Source organism: Arthrobacter ipis (genome assembly GCF_014694315.1).
Classification (GTDB): domain Bacteria; phylum Actinomycetota; class Actinomycetes; order Actinomycetales; family Micrococcaceae; genus Arthrobacter; species Arthrobacter ipis.
Genome location: NZ_JAAOXD010000009.1, coordinates 196,382 through 217,415 on the forward strand (window position 1 = coordinate 196,382; position 21,034 = coordinate 217,415).

Below are 21,034 nucleotides of genomic sequence, written 5' to 3' on the forward strand. Positions count from 1 at the left end.
AGCTCAACCAACGCCCTCTTCAGGCCCCACACCGGGGCTTCCTTCAGCACACCCAAAAACAGACTTTTTAGGAGCACACCATGACCAAGATGCGCACCGTAGACGCTGCCATCGCCATCCTGGAAAAGGAGGGCGCCACCGAGGCGTTCGGCCTGCCGGGTGCGGCGATCAACCCGTTCTACTCCGCAATGCGGGCACACGGCGGCATCCGCCACACCCTGGCCCGCCACGTTGAAGGCGCCAGCCACATGGCCGACGGCTACTCCCGCGCAGCTGACGGCAACATCGGCATCTGCATCGGCACCTCCGGCCCCGCCGGCACCGACATGATCACCGGCCTTTACGCCGCATGGGCCGACTCCATCCCCATGCTCTGCATCACCGGCCAGGCCCCGGTGGCCAAGCTGCACAAGGAAGACTTCCAGGCCGTGGACATCGAGTCCATCGCCAAGCCCGTCACCAAGATGGCCATGACCATCCTGGAGCCCGGCCAGGTTCCCGGCGCCTTCCAGAAGGCCTTCCAGCTGATGCGCTCCGGCCGCCCCGGCCCGGTCCTGCTGGACCTGCCGATCGACGTGCAGATGACCGAGATCGAATTCGACATCGACACCTACGAGCCGCTGCCCGTCGAAAAGCCCAGGGCCTCCCGCAGGCAGCTGGAGAAGGCACTGGACATGCTGACCGCCGGCAAACGCCCGCTGATCGTGGCCGGCGGCGGCATCATCAACGCCGGTGCCTCCGCCCAGCTGGTGGAGCTGGCCGAGCTGCTGAACGTTCCCGTCATCCCCACCCTCATGGGCTGGGGCGCCATCCCGGACGACCACGAGCTGATGGCCGGCATGGTGGGCCTGCAGACCAGCCACCGCTACGGCAATGAGAACTTCCTGCGCAGCGACTTCGTGATCGGCATCGGCAACCGTTGGGCCAACCGCCACACCGGCGGCCTGGACACCTACACCGCCGGCCGCAAGTTCGTGCACATCGACATCGAGCCCACGCAGATCGGCCGCGTGTTCTCCCCGGACTTCGGCATCGCCTCCGACGCCGGCGCCGCCCTGGACGGACTGCTGGAACTGGCCCGCGAGCGCCAGGCAGCCGGAAGCCTGCCGGACTACAAGGGCTGGGTTGCCGAATGCGCCGAGCGCAAGGCCACCCTGCACCGCAAGACCCACTTCGACAACGTGCCGATCAAGCCGCAGCGCGTGTACGAGGAGATGAACAAGGCGTTCGGCAAGGACACCACCTACGTGTCCACGATCGGCCTGTCCCAGATCGCCGGTGCGCAGATGCTGCACGTGTTCGGCGCCCGCCGGTGGATCAACGCCGGCCAGGCAGGCCCGCTGGGCTGGACCGCCCCGGCCGCCCTCGGCGTGGTTCGCGGCAAGCCGGGCGAGACCGTGGTGGCACTGTCCGGCGACTACGACTTCCAGTTCATGATCGAAGAGCTGGCCGTGGGCGCGCAGTTCAACCTGCCGTACATCCACGTGGTGGTGAACAACTCCTACCTGGGCCTGATCCGCCAGTCGCAGCGCGGATTCAACATGGAGCAGAACGTGTCCCTGGGCTTCGACAACATCAACTCCCCCGAGACCGAGGGCTACGGCGTGGACCACATCAAGGTGGCCGAGGGCCTGGGCTGCAAGGCCATCCGGGTGACCAGCCCGGAGGACATGCCGGCCGCGTTCGACAAGGCCAAGGCGCTGATGGGCGAGTTCCAGGTTCCCGTGGTGGTTGAAGTGATCCTGGAAAAGGTCACCAACATCTCCATGGGCCTCGAGATCAACGCCGTGAACGAGTTCGAGGAACTGGCCGAAACCGCCGCCGACGCCCCCACCGCCATCCTGGCCCTGCAGGATTAATCCTCTGCAGGACTAACAGTCAGCCGCACCGAAAAGTACCGAAGATAGGCAAGCAATGCGCATCGTGATCGCGCCGGACAAGTTCAAGGGCTCACTCTCCGCCCCGGACGTGGCCCGGCACCTTGAAACCGGGCTGCGTTCCGCCACAGCGGGCCGCCCCGGCACCCTTGGACAAGAGGGCACCCTTGAGGTACTGCGGATTCCCGTGGCCGACGGCGGCGAGGGCACCCTCGACGCCGCCGTCGGCTCCGGCTTCACCCGCCGGAGCGCCGTTGTCAGCGGCCCCACCGGGCAGCCACTGACGGCGGAATTCGCCGTCCGCGGCCGGGAAGCCGTGATAGAAATGGCCGCAGCTTCCGGCCTCGCGGTTTTGCCGAATTACGACGGCGGGCGGCCCGGTTCCGGGACCGCCCGCACCGCCAGCAGCCTGGGAACCGGCGAACTGATCCGCGCGGCGCTCGACGCCGGCTGCCGGCAGATCATCCTGGGCGTCGGCGGCAGCGCCAACACCGACGGCGGCGCCGGCGTCCTGCAGGGACTCGGCGCCCGGCTGCTCGACGCCGAAGGCGACGGACTGCCCCTCGGCGGCGCCGCCCTGGCGCACCTCGCGTCCATCGACTTCTCCGGCTTCGACACCCGGCTGGAGGAATCCCGCTTCATCCTGGCGAGCGACGTGGACAACCCGCTGCTCGGGCCGGAAGGCGCGGCGGCCATCTTCGGGCCGCAGAAGGGCGCCACCGCCGCCGACGTCGGCGAGCTGGACGCCGCCCTGGCCAACTTCGTCCAGGTCCTCGCCGCGGAGATCGGGCCGCGGGCGGTCAAGGCCGCCAACGCCCCCGGCGCCGGAGCGGCCGGCGGCGTCGGCTATGCCGCCATCGCGGCACTGGCGGCATCGCGCCGCCCGGGCATCGACGTCGTGCTTGAATTCACCCGCCTGGCGGAACGGCTGGCCGGCGCAGACCTGGTGATTACCGGTGAAGGCAGCCTCGACGAACAGAGCCTGCTGGGCAAGACGCCCATGGGCGTTGCCCGGGCAGCCGCCGAAGCCGGTGTGCCGGTGCTCGCGGTCTGTGGCCGCACCACCCTCTCGCCGGAACAGCAGCAGAGTTCAGGTTTCCGGCAGGTCTACCCTCTGACTGCGCTGGAAAGCAATGTAGAGATATGTATAGGTGAAGCAGGCCGACTGCTTGAAGAATTGGGTCAGCACATCGGCGTGCATCTGACCGACAGTGCAAACACGAAGGAGCCCCTGAATGTCTGAAGAACGCTTTGACCTGGTCATCCGGGGCCGGCGCATCCTCACCACCGCCGGGATCGCGGCCCGTGAAGTGGGCGTGCGCGGCGGCAAGATCGTTGCTTTGGAACCGCTCGGCAACGGGCTGCAGGGCACCGAGGTGATTGAACTCGCCGACGACGAAACCCTGATCCCCGGCCTGGTGGACACCCATGTCCACGTCAACGAGCCCGGCCGCACCGAGTGGGAAGGCTTCGCCTCAGCCACCCGCGCCGCAGCCGCCGGCGGCGTGACCACCATCATCGACATGCCGCTGAACTCCATCCCGCCCACCACCAACGTGGACGGCCTCAAGCTCAAGCGCGAGGTGGCCGAGGACCAGGCCTTCGTGGACGTCGGGTTCTGGGGCGGCGCGATCCCCGGGAACAAGGCCGACCTGCGCCCGCTGCACGACGAGGGCGTCTTCGGCTTCAAGTGCTTCCTGCTGCACTCCGGCGTGGACGAGTTCCCGCACCTGGAAGCGGACGAAATGGAAGAGGACATGCGCGAGCTGAAGTCCTTCGACTCGCTCATGATCGTCCACGCCGAGGACTCGCACGCCATCGACCACGCGCCCCACCCCGGCGGCGCCCACTACTCCACCTTCCTGGCCTCCCGCCCCCGCGGCGCCGAGAACAAGGCCATCGCCGAGGTGATCGAGCGCGCCCGCTGGACCGGCGCCCGCGCCCACATCCTGCACCTCTCGTCGTCGGACGCGCTGCCCATGATCGCTTCGGCAAAGCGCGACGGCGTGCACCTCACCGTGGAGACCTGCCCGCACTACCTCACGCTCATGGCCGAGGAAATCCCCGACGGCGCCACCGCGTACAAGTGCTGCCCGCCCATCCGCGAGGCCTCCAACCGCGAGCTCCTCTGGCAGGGCCTGCAGGACGGCACCATCGACTGCATCGTCTCCGACCACTCGCCGTCGACCCTGGACCTGAAGGACCTGGAAAACGGTGACTTCGCCGTGGCCTGGGGCGGTGTCTCCTCGCTGCAGCTGGGTTTGTCCCTGATCTGGACCGAGGCCCGGCACCGCGGCATTCCGCTGGAGCAGGTTGTCTCGTGGATGGCTGAGAAGCCTGCCAGCCTGGCCCGGCTCTCCAACAAGGGCCAGCTGGCCCTGGGGTACGACGCCGACTTCTCCGTCTTCGCGCACGACGAGGCCTTCGTGGTGGACGTGTCCAAGCTCAAGCACAAGAACCCCATCACCCCGTACGACGGCAAGGCACTCTCCGGCGTGGTCCGCCGCACGTACCTCCGCGGCAACGTCGTGGACGGCCAGAACCCCGGCGGCAAGCTGATCCGCCGCGGCGGCATCTGAGGACCGTGCCGTGGCTGTGCATGCCCACTCACCGCGCGGCACGTCGGCCCGTAGTTTCGCAAAGGCCCACGGCCTGGCCGTCTGGGTAGCTCCCCGCGAAGGCCAGGACGTCGATCCCGACATCCTGGCCCGGGCCGCCGAGCTGGTGCTGGCGCGGGCCCTTCAATTTGCTCCGGAGGCGGAAGTCCACTGGCCCGCCGCCGGAGCTGCAACTTCCGCCGCCGGGACGCACCCGGGCACGCCCCCAGGGGAGGGGGAACCTAACGGTGCGCCCGACGGCGGAACTCCCGTGTCGCCGTCGTCCTCCCCGGAGGATTCCCCGCAACCGGACTCCTCGCAACAGGAACCAGCGGAACCGGAGTCCCCGGAAACGGACGACGGCGGCGCACCCCACCTCCCGCCGTCGGCCGGCCACGTCAGCCGGGTGGCCGTGGACCTTTCCCGGTCCGAAGTGCTGCTGGACGGCGAGCGGGTGCCCCTGACCGGCGTCGAGTTCAAGCTGCTGCGCTACCTCGTGGAACACTGCTCGCGGACCGTTGACCGGGAGGAGCTGCGGCTGTTCCTGGAGTCGTTCGACAGCCCCGGCGCAGCGACCCGGTCCATCGACGTCTACGTGGGGCGCGTGCGGCGGAAGCTGCGCGGCGGCCGGCACGCGATCGCCACGGTCCGCGGCGGCGGCTACCGCTTCATCTGCGGACCCGCAGCCACCGTGCGCGGCCCGGCGGAATACAGTATCTAGGGCTGCTGTTATCCATATCAGTCCGATCAGTCATTGTGCTTGACCAGATTTTTCGCTCGACCCAGATCCATCAGAAGGAATGCCATGAGCCCCAAACTGACCACCAAGCTCCAGCCCGGAACCCAGGCGCCCGACTTCACCCTGCAGGACGCAGAAGGCAAGCAGACCACGCTGGCCGACTACCGCGGCAAGAACGTCATCGTGTACTTCTACCCGGAAGCGGCCACCCCCGGCTGCACCACCGAGGCCTGCGACTTCCGCGACAACCTGGCCTCCTTCCAGGGCTCCGGCTACGCGGTGCTGGGCATCTCCCCCGACGCGCCGGAGAAACTGGCCAACTTCACGGGCGACTTCGGGCTCACCTTCCCGCTGCTGGCCGACGAGGACCACTCCGTTGCCCTGGCCTACGGCGCCTGGGGCGAGAAGCTCATCGACGGCGAAGTGCACGAGGGCATCGTCCGCTCCACCGTGGTCCTGGATCCCGAAGGCAAGGTCACGCTGGCCCAGTACCAGGTCAAGGCGCAGGGCCACGTCCAGGCGCTCCGCGAACAGCTCGGCGTCTAAGCACGCTCTCTTCCCCCGGACGCGTCCTCACCTTTCGTCGCCTCACCCCAAACGCGTCCTCACCTAACGCAGCTTAAAACGAAACGCTCCTGCATGAACTGCAGGAGCGTTTCGGCTTAAGCGACAGGACGTGAGGACGCGTCCTGGTTTAAGCGACAGGACGTGAGGACGCGTCCCTACTTCAGGACCACGTTATTTCAGGACGACGGTGCGGTTGCCGTTCAGGATGATGCGGCCTTCGCAGTGCCAGCGGACGGCGTTGCTGAGCGCCTTGCACTCGGTGTCCCGGCCGGCGGCGACCAGATCATCGGGGCCGAAGGTGTGGTCCACCTCCACCACCTGCTGCGCAATGATCGGGCCCTCGTCGAGCTCCGCATTCACGTAGTGCGCGGTGGCACCCACGGTCTTCACGCCGCGGGCATACGCCTGGTGGTACGGCTTGGCACCCTTGAACGACGGCAGGAAGGAGTGGTGGATGTTGATCGCCTTGCCGTCCAGCTTCCGCGCCAGGTCGTCGCTGAGGACCTGCATGTAGCGTGCCAACACCACCAGCTCGACGTCGAGCTCGTCCACGATTTCCAGCAGCCGCGCCTCGGACTGCGGCTTGGTGGCCGCGGTGACGGGGACGTGGAAGAAGGGGATGTCGTGCCACTCGACTAGGGTCTGGTGGTCGGTGTGGTTGGACACCACGCCCACAACCTCGATGGGGAGCTCCCCCACCCGGGCCCTGAAGAGTAGGTCGTTGAGGCAGTGGCCGAACTTCGAGACCATGATCAGGACCTTGCGGCGGGACCCGTTCCGTTCCAGCCGCCACTTCATGTCGTACTTCTCCGCCACGGGAGCGAACCCGGCGCGCAGCTGCTCCAGCGTGGATTCGTTGCCGTCGGACGCGAAGTGCACGCGCATGAAGAAGTGGCCTTCGGACCGGTCGCCGAACTGTTTGTTGTCGATGATGTCGCAGCCGTACTCCAGCAGGAAGCCGGAGACAGCGTGCACGATGCCCGGGCCCTCGGGGCAGTCCAGGGTCAGGACGTGCTCGACGCCGCTGTTCGCCTGCCCGGAGGCGCGGTTCTCAGTTTGGATAGCAGTCATGGTTTCAGCACTCAATTACATTCACGGCGAGGCCTCCTCGAGAGGTTTCCTTGTACTTGGTTTTCATGTCGGCGCCGGTTTCGCGCATGGTCTTGATGGCCTTGTCCAGCGACACCTTGTGGCTGCCGTCCCCGTGCAGGGACAGGCGCGCGGCGTTGATGGCCTTGACGCTGGCGATCGCGTTCCGCTCGATGCAGGGGATCTGCACCAGGCCGCCTACGGGGTCGCAGGTCAGCCCGAGGTTGTGTTCGATCCCCACCTCGGCGGCGTTCTCCACCTGTTCGGGGGTGCCGCCCAGCACCTCGCAGAGCCCGGCGGCCGCCATGGAGCAGGCCGAGCCCACCTCGCCCTGGCAACCCACCTCGGCACCGGAGATGGAGGCGTTGATCTTGAAAAGAATCCCGACGGCGGCTGCCGCCAGCAGGAAGCGGACCACACCGTCGTCGTCGGCCCCCGGAACAAACTTCACGTAGTAGTGCAGGACCGCCGGCACGATTCCCGCCGCCCCGTTGGTGGGGGCGGTGACGATGCGGCCTCCGGCCGCGTTCTCCTCGTTGACCGCCAGCGCGAAGAGGTTCACCCACTCCATGGCGCGGAGCGGGTCGGTGCTGCCGGAGTCCTTGGCCAGGGTCTGGAAGAGCGACGGCGCCCGCCGCCTCACGTTCAGCCCGCCGGGCAGGATGCCTTCCGCGGCGCAGCCGTTGTCCACGCATTCGCGCATGACGGCCCAGAGCTTCAGCAGCTCCTCGCGGAGCTCCGCCTCGCTGCGCCACACCAGTTCATTGGCGAGCATCACGTCCGAGATCGACATGTTTTCGCGGCTGCAGATCTCCAGGAGCTCATTGGCTGTGGTGAAGGGGTACGGCAGCGGGGTTTCGTCCGCCACCACCTTGGCGCCGGCGTCGGCATCCCCGTCAACGACGAAGCCGCCGCCGATGGAGTAGAAACTCCGTTCACTGAGCACCGTGCCCGCGTGGTCCAGGGCGCGGAAGGTCATGCCGTTGGGGTGGGCCGGCAGCGACTTCCGCCGGTGCAGCACCACGTCCTCGTCCCAGTTGAAGTCCACCCGGTGGTCCCCGCCGATCCGCAGTTCGGCGTCCAGGGCGGCGGCTGCCACCTGGTCGTCCGCGGTGGAGGTGTCCACCGTTTCCGGGTCGAGGCCCTGCAGGCCCAGCACCACGGCCTTGTCGGAGCCGTGGCCCCGGCCGGTGGCACCAAGGGACCCGAAGAGCTCCGCCTGGACCCGGGCGGTGGAGCTCAGCAGCCCGCCGCCCTTGAGTCCGTCGGCGAACTGCTTCGCCGCCCGCATCGGGCCGACCGTGTGTGACGACGACGGCCCGATGCCAACGGAAAACAGGTCCAGAGCGCTGAGCGCCATCAGGGAACCTCGGGGGAAGCGAACTCCCTCATGGCGTCCAGCAGCCAGCGGCCCAGGTAGTCCGCGAACGAGGCGCGGGGGAACAGCCGGAAGCTTTCCTCCCCGGTCTTGAACAGGACCACCGGGATGTTGCCCACCTCGGTGTTCAGGGCGGTGCCCGGCTTGAGGACGCGCGGGTGCAGGTCCAGAGCGCAGCCCTTTTCCAGTACTGCCCGGGCCTGCGGGCCGGACAGCTCAAACGTGGTGCGGTTGGCGGACAGGTCCACCACCTGCCCGGCGCCGTCGCCCAGGGCGGACTTGAGGGAGCCGATCAGGTCCCCGCCCAGGGAGTCGTGGGCGTCTTCCGGGGCCACGACCAGGAACTCCTGCGGGCCGAGCCACAGGACGCTGACCCGGTCCGTGCCGCGGACTTCGCCGCAGCGCACCGGCAGGCCGCCGGTGACGGAGCCGATCCGGGTGCCGGCCTCGGACCTGGGGTCCACGCGGACGCCGGCCATGGTCTGGAACGGGCCCTCGTTGAGGGTGACTGTTCCCTGCACGGACCCGGTCTCGAATGCTTCGGCCAGGTGTGAGGCTGGGCTGCGGCGGATTTCCCGGAGTCCATTGATGCCTGTGAAGGCTGCGGTGTTAGCCATCTTTGCGGGTCCCTTCGGGGTCAAACAGTACGGTTTCTGCCACGACTACGTCGACGAGCTGGTTGCCGGCGGCGGCCACCAGGGTCTCGCCGATCCGGTTGCGGCCGTTCTTGATCAGCGCCAGGCCAAACGAGCGGCCCAGGGCGGCACTGTGGTAGCTGGAGGTCACGAAGCCCTGCATCGGGACCGGGCCGTAGGCGGGGTTCGCCGGGATGCCCTTCTCGATCAGCTGGGTTCCTTCCGGCAGCCGCAGCGAGCCGTCCACCGGCAGGACGCTGACCAGGTGCTTGCGGTCATCGCGGTGCTGGTCGATCCGGGAGTAGGAGCGCTTGCCGATGCACTCCTTGGCCTTGGAAACGATCCATTCCATGCCGGCGTCCTGCGGGGTGACGGTGCCGTCGGTGTCCTGCCCGACGATCGGGTAGCCCTTCTCGGCGCGCAGCACGTGCATGGTTTCGGTGCCGTAGGGGGTGATGTTGAATTCAGCACCGGCCGCGGCCACGGATTCCCAGGTGTTCAGCCCGTACCAGGACGGCACGTTGATTTCGTAGGCCAGTTCACCGGAGAACGAGATCCGGCAGATGCGGGCCTTCACGCCGGACGCGAGGGTGGTTTCGCGGAAGGTCATGAACGGGAACGCCTCGGCGTCCAGGCCGCCGTTGGCGGCCAATTCCGGGGCAACCTTGGCGATGACGTCGCGGGACTTGGGCCCGACGACGGCGATCGTGCTCCACTGTTCCGTCACGGAGGTGCAGTGCACGTCCAGTTCCGGCCATTCGGTCTGCAGCCATTCCTCCAGCCAGTCCAGCACCTTGGCGGCGCCGCCGGTGGTGGTGGTCATGAAGTAGGTTTCCTCGTCGAGGCGCAGGGTCACGCCGTCGTCGAAGATCATGCCGTCCGAGAGGCACATGACGCCGTAGCGGGCGGAGCCCGGGGCCAGCTTCTTGAACGCGTTGGTGTAGATCCGGTTCAGGAACTCACCGGCGTCCTTGCCGCGGATCTCGATCTTGCCGAGGGTGGTGGCGTCCATGAAGCCCACGGAGTCGCGGACGGCGGCGCACTCGCGGAGCACCGCTTCGTCCATGTCCTCGCCGTTCTGCGGGTAGTACCAGGGACGCTTCCACTGCCCGACGTCCTCGAACAGGGCGCCCTGGGCAACGTGCCACGGGTGGATGGAGGTGACGCGGGCGGGGTCGAACAGCTCGCCGCGCTGGCGTCCGGCCAGTGCCGCGAAGGCCACCGGCGTGAACGGTGCACGGTAGGTGGTGGTGCCGATGTCGCCGATGCCCCGGGAGGCCTCGCCGGCCTGGCGGAGTGCCGCGGCGATGACGCCAATGGCGTTCACGCCGGACGTCTTGCCCTGGTCGTTGGCGGTGCTGATGGAGGTGTAGCGCTTGATGTGCTCCACGGACCGCATGCCGGCGCCGGTGGAGCGCAGGACGTCGGCCACGGACTGGTCACGCTGGAAGTCCACAAAGTGGTGGTGCCAGTCGTCCGGGGTTCCGGTCTGGCCGGGGACCAGCCACAGCTGGCGGGTCGGGGCGGACGCCTTCGGCTCCGCCAGGGCGGACGGCTCGACGGCGGACTCGAAGCCGGCGGCGATGGCCGCCGAAGCTCCGGCGGAGATGCCCTCGGCCAGGCAGTCAGCGAGTTCGAAGCTGCCGCGGCCGGAGCCGATGGTCTGCTGGTTCGGGACCACGGTGGCCGGCACGAAGGCCGCGAGGTCCTCGTCCCAGCGCAGCTTGCCCTGGCGCTGCGAGTGCAGGTGCACCAGCGGGCTCCAGCCGCCGGAGACGGCCAGCAGATCGGCGGCGATCTCTTCGATGCCCGAGGTGAGTTCGCCGTCGTCGTTGATGCTGCGGACGGTGACGCTGTTCAGCCGGCCGTCTGCTGCGTCCTCAGAAGCGGAGGTGTTGGCAACCGCGCTGCCGATCAGCACCCGGGTGCCGGCTTCGACCGCGGCGGCAGCCACCGGCGTGAGGGCGGGACGGGCGTCGACGACGGCCGCGACCTTGACGCCGGCGGCGCGCAGGTCCGAAGCCAGAGCGTAGGCGGAGTCGTTGGTGGTGCTGATGACCACGCGCTGCCCGGCGGCCACGGCGTAGCGGTTCAGGTAGCTGCGGACAGCCGAGGCGAGCATGATGCCCGGGCGGTCGTTGTTCTCGAACACCAGCGGACGCTCGTGGGCGCCGGGGGCCAGGACAACCTGGCTGGCACGGATGTGCCAAATACGCTGGCGGGAGACGCCTGCGGCGGCCGGGCTGGAGAGGTGGTCGGTGCGGTTCTGGACGGCGATGACGTAGTTGGCGTCGTATGCACCGAACGCGGTGGTGCGGTTCAGCACGGTGCTTTCGGCTCCGGAAACCAGCTCGGCCTCGACGTCGGCAACCCATTCCAGGGCCGGCTTGCCCTCGATGGTTTCCGCCAGGTCGGGAGCGGTGGATCCGGACAGGAGCGAGCCGCCCAGTTCGGGCTGGTCGTCCATCAGGATGACGCGGGCGCCGCTGCGGACGGCCTCGCGGGCCGCGGCCAGGCCGGCGGGGCCGCCGCCGATCACCAGGACGTCGGCGTGGACGTACTTCTTGTCGTACTCGGCGCGGTCATCCGCCGGGTCCAGCTTGCCCAGGCCATTCAGGAAGCCGGCCTTCAGGCCGTCCACCAGGGAAACGGTGGTGGCGGGGAGCATGGACTCGGCAACGTCGCCGGGGAACCGGGCCTCGATGCGGACCAGGGCGTTGGGCTCTTCCACGCCGGCGGCCAGGATGCCGCGGGCGCGGTCCTCGTACAGGGAGTTGCCGGCGGCGACGCGGCCGTTGGCCAGCAGCGCGGAGGCCAGGGTGTCGCCCGGATGTCCGGTGAATTCCTCGCCGTCCACGGTGAAGCGCCAAGAGATGCTGCGGTCGATGCGGCCGCCGGTGCTGAGGCGCGCGTTCTGGGAGGTCACTTGGTCGCTCCTTCCGGGGCGGTGCTGGGGCTGAGGGGGGTGGTGCTGGCGGCGCCGGTGCTTGCGGTGCCGGTGTCAGCTGCCGGGGGGAAGGGCGCGGCGGGCCGCGGCACCCCCATCGGGTAGACGGCCTGGATGTCGTACGTGACCGTGTCGCGGAGCATGTTGAACCACTGCCGGCAGCCGGTGCTGTGCACCCACCGTTCGGCGAAGGTGCCCTTGGTGTTCTCGCGGTAGAACAGGTACTCGGCCCATTCCCGGTCGGTAAGGTCGTTGGGGTTCTCGGGGTACGGCACGTGGGCCTGGCCGCCGTAGTGGAACTCGGTTTCGTCCCGCGAGCCGCAGTTGGGGCAGGAGATAAGCAGCATGTGCGTCTTCTTTCTTGTGGACCGTGGCTAGTGGGCGACGGCGGCAGCGCCGTGTTCGTCGATCAGGGCACCGGTTTCGAAGCGTTCCAAGGCGAAAGGCTTGTTCAGCTTGTGCGGTGCTCCGGTGGCGATAGTGTGCGCGAAGGTCAGGCCGGCAGCCGGCGTGCCCTTGAAGCCGCCGGTTCCCCAGCCGCAGTTGACGAACATGTTGTCCACCGGGGTGGTGCCCACGATCGGCGAGGCATCCAGCGTGGTGTCCACGATGCCGCCCCAGGTCCGGAGCACGTGGGCCCGGGCAAAGATCGGGAACAGCTCGACGGCGGCCGCCATCTGGTGCTCGATCACGTGGAAGGAACCGCGCTGGCCGTAGCCGTTGTACGAGTCGACACCGGCGCCCATAACCAGTTCGCCCTTGTGTGCCTGGGAGACGTACACGTGGACGTGGTTGGACATGACCACCGTGGGATGGACGGGTTCGTGCAGTTCGGAGACCAGTGCCTGCAGCGGGTGGGACTGGATGGGGAGCCGGAAGCCCGCCATCTCCGCCAGGACCGAGCTGTGCCCGGCGGCGCAGAGGCCCACCTTTTCGGTGTTGATGGTGCCGCGGTTGGTCTTGACGCCCACCACGCGGTTGCCGTCCTTGACGAAGCCGGTGACTTCGCAGTTCTGGATGATGTCCACGCCGAGTTCGTCGCACTTGCGGGCGAAGGCCCAGGCCACGTGGTCGTGCTTGGCGATGCCGGCACGCGGCTGGTAGGTGGCACCCATGACCGGGTAGCGGATGTTGTCGCTGATGTTCAGGATGGGGCAGAGTTCCTTGACCTGCTGCGGGTCCAGCCATTCAGCGTCCACGCCGTTGAGCTTGTTCGCGCCCACGCGGCGGATGCTCTCGCGCACGTCGCCCAGGGTGTGGGCCAGGTTCATCACGCCGCGCTGGCTGAAGAGGAAGTCGTACTCCAGCTCCTCGGGCAGGATCTCCCATAGCTTCAGGGCGTGCTCGTAGATGGCGGCGCTCTCGTCCCAGAGGTAGTTGGAACGGATGATGGTGGTGTTGCGGGCCATGTTGCCGCCGGCCAGCCAGCCCTTTTCCAGGACGGCGATGTTGGTCATGCCGTGGTTCTTGGCCAGGAAGTACGCGGTGGCCAGGCCGTGCCCGCCGCCGCCGACGATCACGGCGTCATAGGAGGACTTGGGCTCCGGGTTGTGCCACAGGAAATCCGGGTGCTCCGGGAGCTGGTGGGTGCTCACTGGGCCGCTCCAATCATGTCTGCTTCGAACGCGGCAATTTGGGTGCCGTCGCTGAGCTGGGGGTAGAGGGGGAACTGCCCGGCGAGCGCCGTGACGCGTGCGCGGAGTTCGACGGCGGTGCCGTCGTCGAGCGTGCCGCTGCCGGCAGCTGCGATGAGCGCCGTCGCGATGATGTCCGCTACCTCTGTGAATGCCGTGGCACCGAAGCCTCGGGTGGCCAGGGCGGGGGTGCCGATCCGGAGGCCGGAGGAAACCATCGGCGGGCGGGGGTCGAACGGAACGGCGTTGCGGTTAACCGTGATGCCGATCTTGTGCAGTGCGTCCTCTGCCTGCTGGCCGTCCAGTTCGGAGTTCCGCAGGTCAACGAGGACCAGGTGCACATCGGTGCCGCCATTGACCACCGTGATGCCTGCGGCTTCGACGTCGGGCTGCAGGAAGCGTTCGGCCAGCAGCTTGGCGCCCTCCAGGACGCGCTCCTGGCGTTCCTTGAAGCCCTCGGTTGCGGCGAGCTTGAAGGCCACCGCCTTGGCGGCGATGACGTGCTCCAGCGGGCCGCCCTGCTGGCCGGGGAAGACGGCGCTGTTGATCTTCTTGGCGTACTGCTCCTTGGCGAGGATGACGCCGCCGCGGGGGCCGCCCAGCGTCTTGTGCGTGGTGGTGGTGACGACGTCGGCGTACGGCACCGGGTTGGGGTGGAGGCCGGCGGCGACGAGGCCGGCGAAGTGGGCCATGTCCACCATCAGGTAGGCACCGACGAGGTCGGCGATCCGGCGGAACTCGGCGAAGTCGAGCTGGCGGGAGTAGGCGGACCAGCCGGCCACGATGAGCTTCGGCTTGTGCTCGAGTGCCAGGGCCTCCACCTCGGCCATGTCCACCCGGAGGTCGGATTCACGCACGTGATACGGGACCACGTTGTAGAGCTTGCCGGAGAAGTTGATCTTCATGCCGTGGGTGAGGTGGCCGCCGTGGGCCAGGGAAAGGCCGAGGATGGTGTCGCCCGGGTTCAGCAGCGCGAACATGGCCGCGGCGTTGGCCTGCGCGCCGGAGTGCGGCTGGACGTTGGCGAACTCGGCGCCGAACAGTGCCTTCACGCGGTCGATGGCCAGCTGCTCGACGACGTCGACGTGCTCGCAGCCGCCGTAGTAGCGCTTGCCCGGGTAGCCCTCGGCGTACTTGTTCGTGAGGACCGAACCCTGCGCCTCCATGACGGCCGCAGGAGCGAAGTTCTCCGAGGCGATCATTTCCAGCGTGGACTGCTGGCGGTCCAGTTCGCGGGCAATGGCTTGCTGGATCTCGGGATCGACTGCGGAAAGTCGGTCGTTCAACTGCTCAACCACGAATACTCCTTATGAAATACCACTTTGCTTATGACTGATATATCAGTGTGAGGTCAATGGTATGATTGAGCTCACAACAGAGTCAATAGCAGGAGGCAAAATGGCAGTTCGCTTCCGCTTGGAGCCCATGAACGGAGTCCCGCTGTGAATGCTCTTCCCGCCATGCCGCCCGCCGAGGACGAAACGCTGTCCCAGGCCGAGGCTGCCTACCGGCAGCTGCGCGACAAGCTGATCATGCTGGACATCCGGCCGGGCGAACCGATCAATGACGGCCAGCTGGCGGCTGAACTGGGTTTCGGGCGCACGCCCGTGCGCGAGGCCATCAAGCGGCTGGAGGTGGACCACCTCGTGGTGTCCTACCCGCGCCGGGGAACATTCGCCACCACCGTGGACTTCACGGAACTGGCCGACGTCTCCGAAATCCGGGAACTGCTGGAACCGCTCGCTGCCCGCCGGGCCGCCAAGCGGGCGAACACCGCCATGCGCGAGGAGCTCCTCGACGTTGCGAAGGCCATCTCGGAACTGGCGCCCACCCCCTCCCAGTCGCGGGAGCTCATGCGCTACGACCTGACGGTGCACCGCCTGATCTACCGCGCCGCGGCCAACCCGCACCTCGAGGACACCCTGATCCGTTATGACAACCTGGCCACGCGCATCTGGTGCCTGGTCCTGGACAAGGTCCCCTCGGTGAGCGGCCACATCAGCGAGCACGTGGACCTGCTCAAGGCCGTGGCCGAGGGGGACGCGGACAAGGCAGGCGAGCTCGCGCTGCACCACGTGACGAGCTTCGAGGAGACCATCCGCAAGGTCCTGTAGCGGCGGGAAATGCGGAAGCATTTGGGGAACGAGGAATCCCCCGGGGCTTTCCCGGGGGATTCCCGCCTATCCGATGTTCAAAAGGAGTCAGTGGCCGCCTCCGATCACGCCCTTCTCGACGGCCTTCGTGACTGCGTCGGCTTCGGCCTGGGTCAGGGTGCCGTCCTTGACGGCCATGTCCAGCCTGGTCTTCAAGGCTGCCGCGCGCTCCGCTTGGCCGGCGGCGCGGATTTCCGTCAGCGCCGCGGTGACCTTGGATTCGTCGACGCCGAGGGCCGTCGCCAGGGACTTGGCCATTGCCGCGTCCTGGGCGGTGCGATCAGGCTTGGTCCCCTCGGTCGGCGCCGTCGTCGGCTTGTTGGCCTCGCGGAACGCCTGGATCGCCTCGGTCACCTTCGCTTCGTCAACACCCAGCTTGGTGGCAAGGTCGGCCGCGATCTGGCCGCGGTCACCACCCCTGTGGCCTCGGAAGCCGTCAGTCGATGCGCTGCTGTCCGTCGAGGTGCTCGACGTTGCGCTGGGGCTCGGGGTGGTGGCGGCTGAGGCCATTCCCGTAACCCCCAGGCCGGCTCCCAACGCCAGCGCGCCGGCGGTGATGCCGAGGGTAATTCTCTTGGTTCGTGACATGGTGTCTCCTTGATCGGCCGTGCGGTACGGCTTTGAACGGAAGGGCATCTGTCCTAGCCCCTTCATCAAAGATCCGGCAGCAGCTTAGGGCGCCGCTGTTCGGAAACTGTCAGGAGGCTGTGAACCCTGAGGGCCGCGGCTCCGGCATCCCCTCGATCGCGGCATCAACTACCGAGGAGTAATGTGAAGGCCATGGACGAGTCGCCTCCGGACGGTGAACATACACCGGAACTGTTCCGCAACGTGGACGGAGAAACACTCCGGCGCCAGGTGCTGGAGATCATCAGCGATGTCCTGGCGGACTCCGATCCGCAGAAGGCCTGGGCCAGGGACCAACTCCTCCATCTGCTGGCGGCCCATATGGACGACCCCGAACAGGCGCTGCTGCACCATCTGATCAGCACCAGGAACGTCCCGGATTCCTCACATGAAGATCCATCCGAGGATTCTTCCGGGAACACCCCGGCCGCACCGGGAAAGAGGATGCTGCTGACGGCCTTCCAGCCCATCAGGCAACTGCCGGGCGGAGAAGTGATCGGGGTTGAGGCGCTGGCACGGTTCGTCAGCCACGAAGGGACCAGTGCAGACGTCTGGTTCCGGGGAGCCGCGGCCATGGGACTGGGGCCGGACCTGGAAATCGCAGCCCTGCACCTCGCCCTTTCCGCGGCAGGAGAAATTCCGGCCCACCTTTTTGCCTCAGTCAACCTGAGCCCCACCGCCTGCGCAGACCCCCGCGTTCAGGCACTGATGCTGGGAGGGACCGTCGACCCGGAGCGGATGGTCATCGAAATCATGGGAGACATAACGGACCGGGACCTGACGGCCCTCACCACGGTTCTGAGCCCGCTGCGCCAACACGGTGTGCGTCTTGCCGTGGACGGCTCCGGACCGGCGGCCACCTCGGCGAAGCAAATCCTCCACCTGCTCCCCGACATCATCAAAGTCGACCGCGACTTCCTCGCCGGTGCCGTCGCTTCAGGACAGCAGCCAGCCACACCACCCTTCGTTTTCGCGCTGGCCGAGCAGACCGGTGCGACGCTGTCCGCGGAAGGAATCGAAAGCGCAGAGGAACTCGCCGCCGTTGTGGAGTTGGGAATCACCAGAGGCCAGGGCTACCTGCTTGGCAGGCCCTCCGTCGATCCCCGGGACTGGGCAGCCTGGACCGGCGAAACTGATCCGGCAGAGGACCGCGGATAAAAACAGTGCGTACTCGGTTTTCTCGGCCTAAACGAGAAGTCCCAGGGCACTATTTGTGCCCTGGGACTTTGGGCGCACCGGAACTCGCCTAAACACGGCTCGTTCCGGCACGCCCGCCCTGCAGCTGGACCGGACTTAGATGATCGCCGCGCGCAGTTCCTTGGCGGCCAGCTCCGGGTCAGCGGCGCTGTAGATGGCACCGCCAGCGACGGCAACATCGGCGCCCGCCCTCTGGACAGCTTCGATCGTGGAGAGGTTCACGCCGCCGGCGACGGAGAACGGGACGCGGGCTTCCTCGCCGGCGCTGAGCAGCACGTTCAGGTTGTAGCCGGGCTGGGCCTGCTCGTCCAGGCCGGCGTGCATCTCGACGAACTTCGCGCCCAGGGCGCGGACTTCCTTGGCTCGGGTCACCTTGTCCTTGATGCCGATCAGGTCCACAACGACGCCCTTGCTGTGCGCCTTGGCTGCCTTGACGGCACCGGCGATGGTGGAGTCGTCGGCGGCACCCAGCACGGTGATCAGGTCGGCGCCGGCCTTGAAGGCGATGTCGGCCTCGAGTTCGCCGGCGTCCATCGTCTTGAGGTCCGCGAAAACGATCTTGTCCGGGTGGGCGTTCTTGATGGCGGTAATGGCGGAAAGCCCTTCGCTCTTCACCAGGGGCGTGCCGAGCTCGATGATGTCCACGTGCTCGGCGACCTTGCCGGCAAGTTCGAGGGCGGCTTCGGTGGTGAGGAGGTCGATTGCGACTTGCAGTTTCATGTGTTTCTTCCTTGCTTTGCGGGGTTTTTGGTGGATTGGTGGCGTGAGGGGCTAGCTGGGTTCGGAGCCCGCAGGGCTACTCGAGGTTTGCATGGCGCAGCCAGAGGTCTTCCGCAGCAGCGGCATCCTCTTCCCAGAGGCTTTGGAACACTGCCTCGGTGGTGGTGAACAGCACCTGTTCGAACAGGCTTCCTGAGTACTGGCGCGAGGCCGCCGACCCGTGGTCCGTCTTCTGCACGCCCGGGATAACGACGACGGCGGACGCCGCCTCTGCGAGCGGGGAACCGGGGTTGGTGGTGTAGACGGCCACCCGCGCGCCCTGCGCGGCGGCGGTCTGCGCTGCCTTCACGACGCTCGACGTCGTGCCGGAACCGGAGGCGGCGAGCAGGACATCCCCCGCGCGGATGGCGGGTGCGGTGGTTTCGCCCACCACGTGCACCGTCAGCCCCAGGTGCATGAGCCTCATGGCGGCCATCTTCAAAACGAGCCCGCTGCGGCCCGCGCCGGTGACGAAGATCCGTTCCGCGTCCTTGATTTCCGAGGCCAGGGCGGCAACCTGCTCCGGATCCACCCGGGCGGCGGTCCGCTGGATCTCATCCAGGACCAGGAGCTGGTTCCTGGTGACCGATGCTGCCGGAACTGCGGTGGACGTTCCTGCCGGCGCGGCGGGTACGGTGTCCGTGATGACACTCAAGGGTTACCTCCTTCGGGACGTTGTTGCCCTTCCATCTTCGGACGCTAAACGGGTGGGCACCACGGCATGATCGGACGGTTTGACCCACCCAAAGGGATAGGCATCGCCACAGATTCCAATACAATGGACGGGTGTCCGCCATCACCGAAGCCACCATCCCTCCCGCCACGCCCGAGACCGCCGAGGGCCTGAAGCCCCTGTTAGAGGCGATCGCGCGGCTGTCCGGGGCTCCGCTGTCCCAGATTGCCCAGCGCCTGCACCAGGCCACGCTCCCCTACCTGCGGAGCAGTGCCCTGGTGATCTTTACCGAAGACTGCACGGGGCGGCCGCAGAAGAAGTCCGGCGACGAGGCCGTCATCAGCCAGGTGTCCATCGCCGAACTGGACGCCATCCGGGCGGCCCTTTCGGGAAGCGAAACGTGGCATGGCCGGACACCCATCGGCGGGCGGGAGCGCCCTGTCCTTGCCCTCCCCTCGCCCACAAAGGCGCTTCTGGTTCTGGTCGATCCCCAGCCGGTGGCGGGCGAAGCCGGTGCGGGAATTTCCGGCGGGGAGCTTCCGGTGCCATGGCTGGTCCGCTACCTGTGGACCCTCGCGGCCGAGCGTATCCGCGAAAAGGTGGCGGATGCACCGCCGTCGTACCTCATCGAATCCCGGGCGGCGTCCGCCGAACGGGTCAGGGTGACGGCTGAGCTGGTGGACCGGCATTCGACGACACTGGAGACCCTGCTCGCCGCGCTGCGCTCCCCCTCCCTGTCCGACGAGGTGGCACGGAAGTCCGCCACGGACGTCGCCGCCAAGGCCCTGGTGGAACTGCGGACGCTGAACGACCGCACGACCGAGCTCGTCGAGGAACCTGTTGCCACGGCGTTCCAGCGCCTCCGTGAGGATCTTCGCCCGCTCATGCACTTCAGCGGCATCGACGTCCAGTTCATCGAGCCGCCGGTCAATGGCCGGGCACTTCCCGGGGAAGTTGCGCATGCTGCCCGGGCCATCGTCCGGGGCCTCGTGCTCGCCATGGTCGAACAGCCGGACGTGCGGCGCATCCGCACCCAGTGGGACTGTGACGGCGAGAACCTCCTCATCAATGTCCGCGATGACGGCCTGGGCAGTCTTTCCGCCGAGGCCCCCAGCATCGCCCGCCTGGCGCAACGGGTGGAGGTCCTGGACGGCCGGATGACGATTGACCTGATGCAGGGCTGGGGCGCCGACGTCGCCGTCGCCCTCCCGCTGGACCCGCCCGGGCGCAAGCTGCCCGACGTCGCCGCCTGGAACCTGGGCGACCGCGAACTCGAGGTCCTGCAGCTGCTCGCGGCCGGGCAGCGCAACCGGGCGATCGCGGCCAAGCTCCACGTCAGCGAGAACACCGTGAAGTTCCACCTCCGCAACATCTACCGCAAGCTCGGCGCCACGTCGCGCACCGAGGCGATTGCCCTGGCGCACAGCAACGGCCTGCGGTAAGGAAACCAGGTCGCAGCTCAGGGGGTTTCCAGCGCTGGGAACGCCCTGAGCTGCTACTTGGTTGGGTGGGAACCTTGCCCGTACGCGCGGCCGGTGGCAGGGTGGCGGCATGGCGATCGAAGTTCGTCCCGCGACGCAGTTTGAGGACGTGAAAGCGGTTGTTGGACCCAAGCGGCCCGATGCGACCGTGTGCTGGTGCCTGAGCTACCGCATCCCGTCGAAGCTGAACGTGAAGCTGCGGGGCACCGCCCGCGGGGAGCTGGTCCAGGAACTGCTTACGCAGGATCCGCCCCCTGGGGTGCTGGCGTACGACGCCGGCGAGGCAGTTGGGTGGGCCGGCGTCCATCCGCGCGCCGATACCGGCTTCGCCCGCAACCGCCGGATCCCGCACGTGGACGATCTGGACGTGTGGTCGGTGTGGTGCATCCGGGTCCGGCCGGGGTACCGGGGAAAGGGAATCTCCCACCGGCTGCTGCAGGGCGCCGTCGACTTTGCGCGCTCCTACGGCGCCCCCGCCATTGAGGGTTATCCGGTGGACAACGAGGGCAAGAAGGTGGACCTCACCATGGCCTACGTGGGCACCCGCAAACTCTTCGAGGAGGCCGGTTTCACCAAGGCCGCGGATACGGACTCCGTCCTCAACGGATTCCCACGGGTGCTCATGCGCCTTGAGCTGGGCTGATTGGGTATGACGCGCGACGCCGTTACCCGGCTCAACGC

19 protein-coding genes are annotated in these 21,034 nt (G+C 67.6%); 9 read left to right on the forward strand and 10 right to left on the reverse strand.

Annotated elements, in window-relative coordinates; genetic code table 11:
* Positions 1-80 precede the first annotated feature (80 nt).
* From gcl to bcp, 5 genes are all read left to right on the forward strand, one after another.
* The gene (gene gcl / locus G9E11_RS19630; protein WP_190608949.1) at positions 81-1,859 is read left to right on the forward strand and encodes a glyoxylate carboligase; all 1,779 of its coding nucleotides are present in this window, start codon (positions 81-83) and stop codon (positions 1,857-1,859) included.
* A gap of 55 nt (positions 1,860-1,914) precedes the next feature.
* Positions 1,915-3,120, forward strand: coding sequence for a glycerate kinase (locus G9E11_RS19635; RefSeq protein WP_190608952.1), 1,206 nt, complete (start codon positions 1,915-1,917; stop codon positions 3,118-3,120).
* The gene (gene allB, locus G9E11_RS19640; RefSeq protein WP_190608954.1) at positions 3,113-4,456 is read left to right on the forward strand and encodes an allantoinase AllB; all 1,344 of its coding nucleotides are present in this window, start codon (positions 3,113-3,115) and stop codon (positions 4,454-4,456) included. The genes G9E11_RS19635 and allB overlap by 8 nt, the downstream gene beginning before the upstream one ends.
* A gap of 10 nt (positions 4,457-4,466) precedes the next feature.
* The gene (locus tag G9E11_RS19645) at positions 4,467-5,195 is read left to right on the forward strand and encodes a winged helix-turn-helix domain-containing protein (protein ID WP_190608956.1); all 729 of its coding nucleotides are present in this window, start codon (positions 4,467-4,469) and stop codon (positions 5,193-5,195) included.
* An 84-nt stretch (positions 5,196-5,279) separates the two neighbouring features.
* Positions 5,280-5,759 (forward strand): thioredoxin-dependent thiol peroxidase, encoded by a 480-nt coding sequence (gene bcp / locus G9E11_RS19650; RefSeq protein ID WP_190608958.1) that lies wholly within the window; start codon positions 5,280-5,282, stop codon positions 5,757-5,759.
* Between the two features lie 192 nt (positions 5,760-5,951).
* Here the strand turns inward: bcp and purU are convergent, their stop codons facing one another.
* The 7 genes from purU to glyA are packed head-to-tail and all read right to left on the reverse strand — an operon-like array spanning position 5,952 to position 14,761.
* Positions 5,952-6,851 (reverse strand): formyltetrahydrofolate deformylase, encoded by a 900-nt coding sequence (gene purU / locus G9E11_RS19655; protein ID WP_190608962.1) that lies wholly within the window; start codon positions 6,849-6,851, stop codon positions 5,952-5,954.
* Positions 6,852-6,855: 4 nt separating this feature from the next.
* Complete coding sequence (locus G9E11_RS19660; RefSeq protein ID WP_190608964.1) at positions 6,856-8,229, reverse strand: L-serine ammonia-lyase; 1,374 nt, start codon at positions 8,227-8,229, stop codon at positions 6,856-6,858.
* Positions 8,229-8,864 (reverse strand): sarcosine oxidase subunit gamma, encoded by a 636-nt coding sequence (locus tag G9E11_RS19665; protein WP_190608967.1) that lies wholly within the window; start codon positions 8,862-8,864, stop codon positions 8,229-8,231. The genes G9E11_RS19660 and G9E11_RS19665 overlap by 1 nt, the downstream gene beginning before the upstream one ends.
* Positions 8,857-11,808, reverse strand: coding sequence for a sarcosine oxidase subunit alpha family protein (locus G9E11_RS19670; RefSeq protein WP_190608969.1), 2,952 nt, complete (start codon positions 11,806-11,808; stop codon positions 8,857-8,859). Before G9E11_RS19670 ends, G9E11_RS19665 begins: the two co-directional genes overlap by 8 nt.
* Complete coding sequence (locus G9E11_RS20840) at positions 11,805-12,176, reverse strand: sarcosine oxidase subunit delta (RefSeq protein ID WP_102971526.1); 372 nt, start codon at positions 12,174-12,176, stop codon at positions 11,805-11,807. The genes G9E11_RS19670 and G9E11_RS20840 overlap by 4 nt, the downstream gene beginning before the upstream one ends.
* Positions 12,177-12,203: 27 nt before the next feature.
* Positions 12,204-13,424 carry a sarcosine oxidase subunit beta family protein gene (locus G9E11_RS19680; protein WP_190608971.1) on the reverse strand — a complete coding sequence of 407 codons (1,221 nt, stop codon included), beginning with the start codon at positions 13,422-13,424 and terminating at the stop codon, positions 12,204-12,206.
* Entirely contained in the window at positions 13,421-14,761 is a 1,341-nt protein-coding gene (gene glyA / locus G9E11_RS19685) for a serine hydroxymethyltransferase (RefSeq protein ID WP_311764425.1), read from the reverse strand. The genes G9E11_RS19680 and glyA overlap by 4 nt, the downstream gene beginning before the upstream one ends.
* 144 nt (positions 14,762-14,905) lie before the next feature.
* On the opposite strand from glyA, the gene G9E11_RS19690 reads away from it, so the two are divergent.
* Complete coding sequence (locus G9E11_RS19690) at positions 14,906-15,577, forward strand: GntR family transcriptional regulator (RefSeq protein ID WP_311764426.1); 672 nt, start codon at positions 14,906-14,908, stop codon at positions 15,575-15,577.
* 87 nt (positions 15,578-15,664) lie between these two features.
* Here the strand turns inward: G9E11_RS19690 and G9E11_RS19695 are convergent, their stop codons facing one another.
* Positions 15,665-16,204, reverse strand: a complete 540-nt coding sequence (locus G9E11_RS19695) for a hypothetical protein (RefSeq protein WP_190608973.1) — start codon at positions 16,202-16,204, stop codon at positions 15,665-15,667.
* A 192-nt stretch (positions 16,205-16,396) separates the two neighbouring features.
* Here G9E11_RS19695 and G9E11_RS19700 point away from each other — a divergent pair, with 192 nt between their 5' ends.
* A complete protein-coding gene (locus tag G9E11_RS19700) occupies positions 16,397-17,401 on the forward strand; it encodes an EAL domain-containing protein (protein ID WP_190608975.1) in 1,005 nt (334 codons plus the stop codon).
* A gap of 135 nt (positions 17,402-17,536) precedes the next feature.
* Here the strand turns inward: G9E11_RS19700 and hxlA are convergent, their stop codons facing one another.
* Positions 17,537-18,160 carry a 3-hexulose-6-phosphate synthase gene (gene hxlA / locus G9E11_RS19705; RefSeq protein WP_190608977.1) on the reverse strand — a complete coding sequence of 208 codons (624 nt, stop codon included), beginning with the start codon at positions 18,158-18,160 and terminating at the stop codon, positions 17,537-17,539.
* 76 nt (positions 18,161-18,236) lie between these two features.
* Positions 18,237-18,854, reverse strand: coding sequence for a 6-phospho-3-hexuloisomerase (gene hxlB, locus G9E11_RS19710; protein WP_190608979.1), 618 nt, complete (start codon positions 18,852-18,854; stop codon positions 18,237-18,239).
* A gap of 140 nt (positions 18,855-18,994) precedes the next feature.
* Here hxlB and G9E11_RS19715 point away from each other — a divergent pair, with 140 nt between their 5' ends.
* Positions 18,995-20,314: a helix-turn-helix transcriptional regulator gene (locus G9E11_RS19715; protein WP_311764442.1), complete on the forward strand. Its 1,320-nt coding sequence runs from the start codon at positions 18,995-18,997 to the stop codon at positions 20,312-20,314.
* Between the two features lie 109 nt (positions 20,315-20,423).
* On the forward strand, positions 20,424-20,996 hold the full coding sequence (locus tag G9E11_RS19720) for a GNAT family N-acetyltransferase (protein ID WP_190608981.1): 573 nt from the start codon (positions 20,424-20,426) through the stop codon (positions 20,994-20,996).
* Positions 20,997-21,034 lie beyond the last annotated feature (38 nt).

Coding starts and splice junctions, on each gene's coding strand:
- gcl (WP_190608949.1), top strand. CDS start 81: ATGACCAAGATGCGCACCGTAGACGCTGCCATCGCCATCCTGGAAAAG.
- G9E11_RS19635 (WP_190608952.1), top strand. CDS start 1,915: ATGCGCATCGTGATCGCGCCGGACAAGTTCAAGGGCTCACTCTCCGCC.
- allB (WP_190608954.1), top strand. CDS start 3,113: ATGTCTGAAGAACGCTTTGACCTGGTCATCCGGGGCCGGCGCATCCTC.
- bcp (WP_190608958.1), top strand. CDS start 5,280: ATGAGCCCCAAACTGACCACCAAGCTCCAGCCCGGAACCCAGGCGCCC.
- purU (WP_190608962.1), bottom strand. CDS start 6,851: ATGACTGCTATCCAAACTGAGAACCGCGCCTCCGGGCAGGCGAACAGC.
- G9E11_RS19660 (WP_190608964.1), bottom strand. CDS start 8,229: ATGGCGCTCAGCGCTCTGGACCTGTTTTCCGTTGGCATCGGGCCGTCG.
- G9E11_RS19665 (WP_190608967.1), bottom strand. CDS start 8,864: ATGGCTAACACCGCAGCCTTCACAGGCATCAATGGACTCCGGGAAATC.
- G9E11_RS20840 (WP_102971526.1), bottom strand. CDS start 12,176: ATGCTGCTTATCTCCTGCCCCAACTGCGGCTCGCGGGACGAAACCGAG.
- G9E11_RS19695 (WP_190608973.1), bottom strand. CDS start 16,204: ATGTCACGAACCAAGAGAATTACCCTCGGCATCACCGCCGGCGCGCTG.
- G9E11_RS19700 (WP_190608975.1), top strand. CDS start 16,397: ATGGACGAGTCGCCTCCGGACGGTGAACATACACCGGAACTGTTCCGC.
- hxlA (WP_190608977.1), bottom strand. CDS start 18,160: ATGAAACTGCAAGTCGCAATCGACCTCCTCACCACCGAAGCCGCCCTC.
- G9E11_RS19720 (WP_190608981.1), top strand. CDS start 20,424: ATGGCGATCGAAGTTCGTCCCGCGACGCAGTTTGAGGACGTGAAAGCG.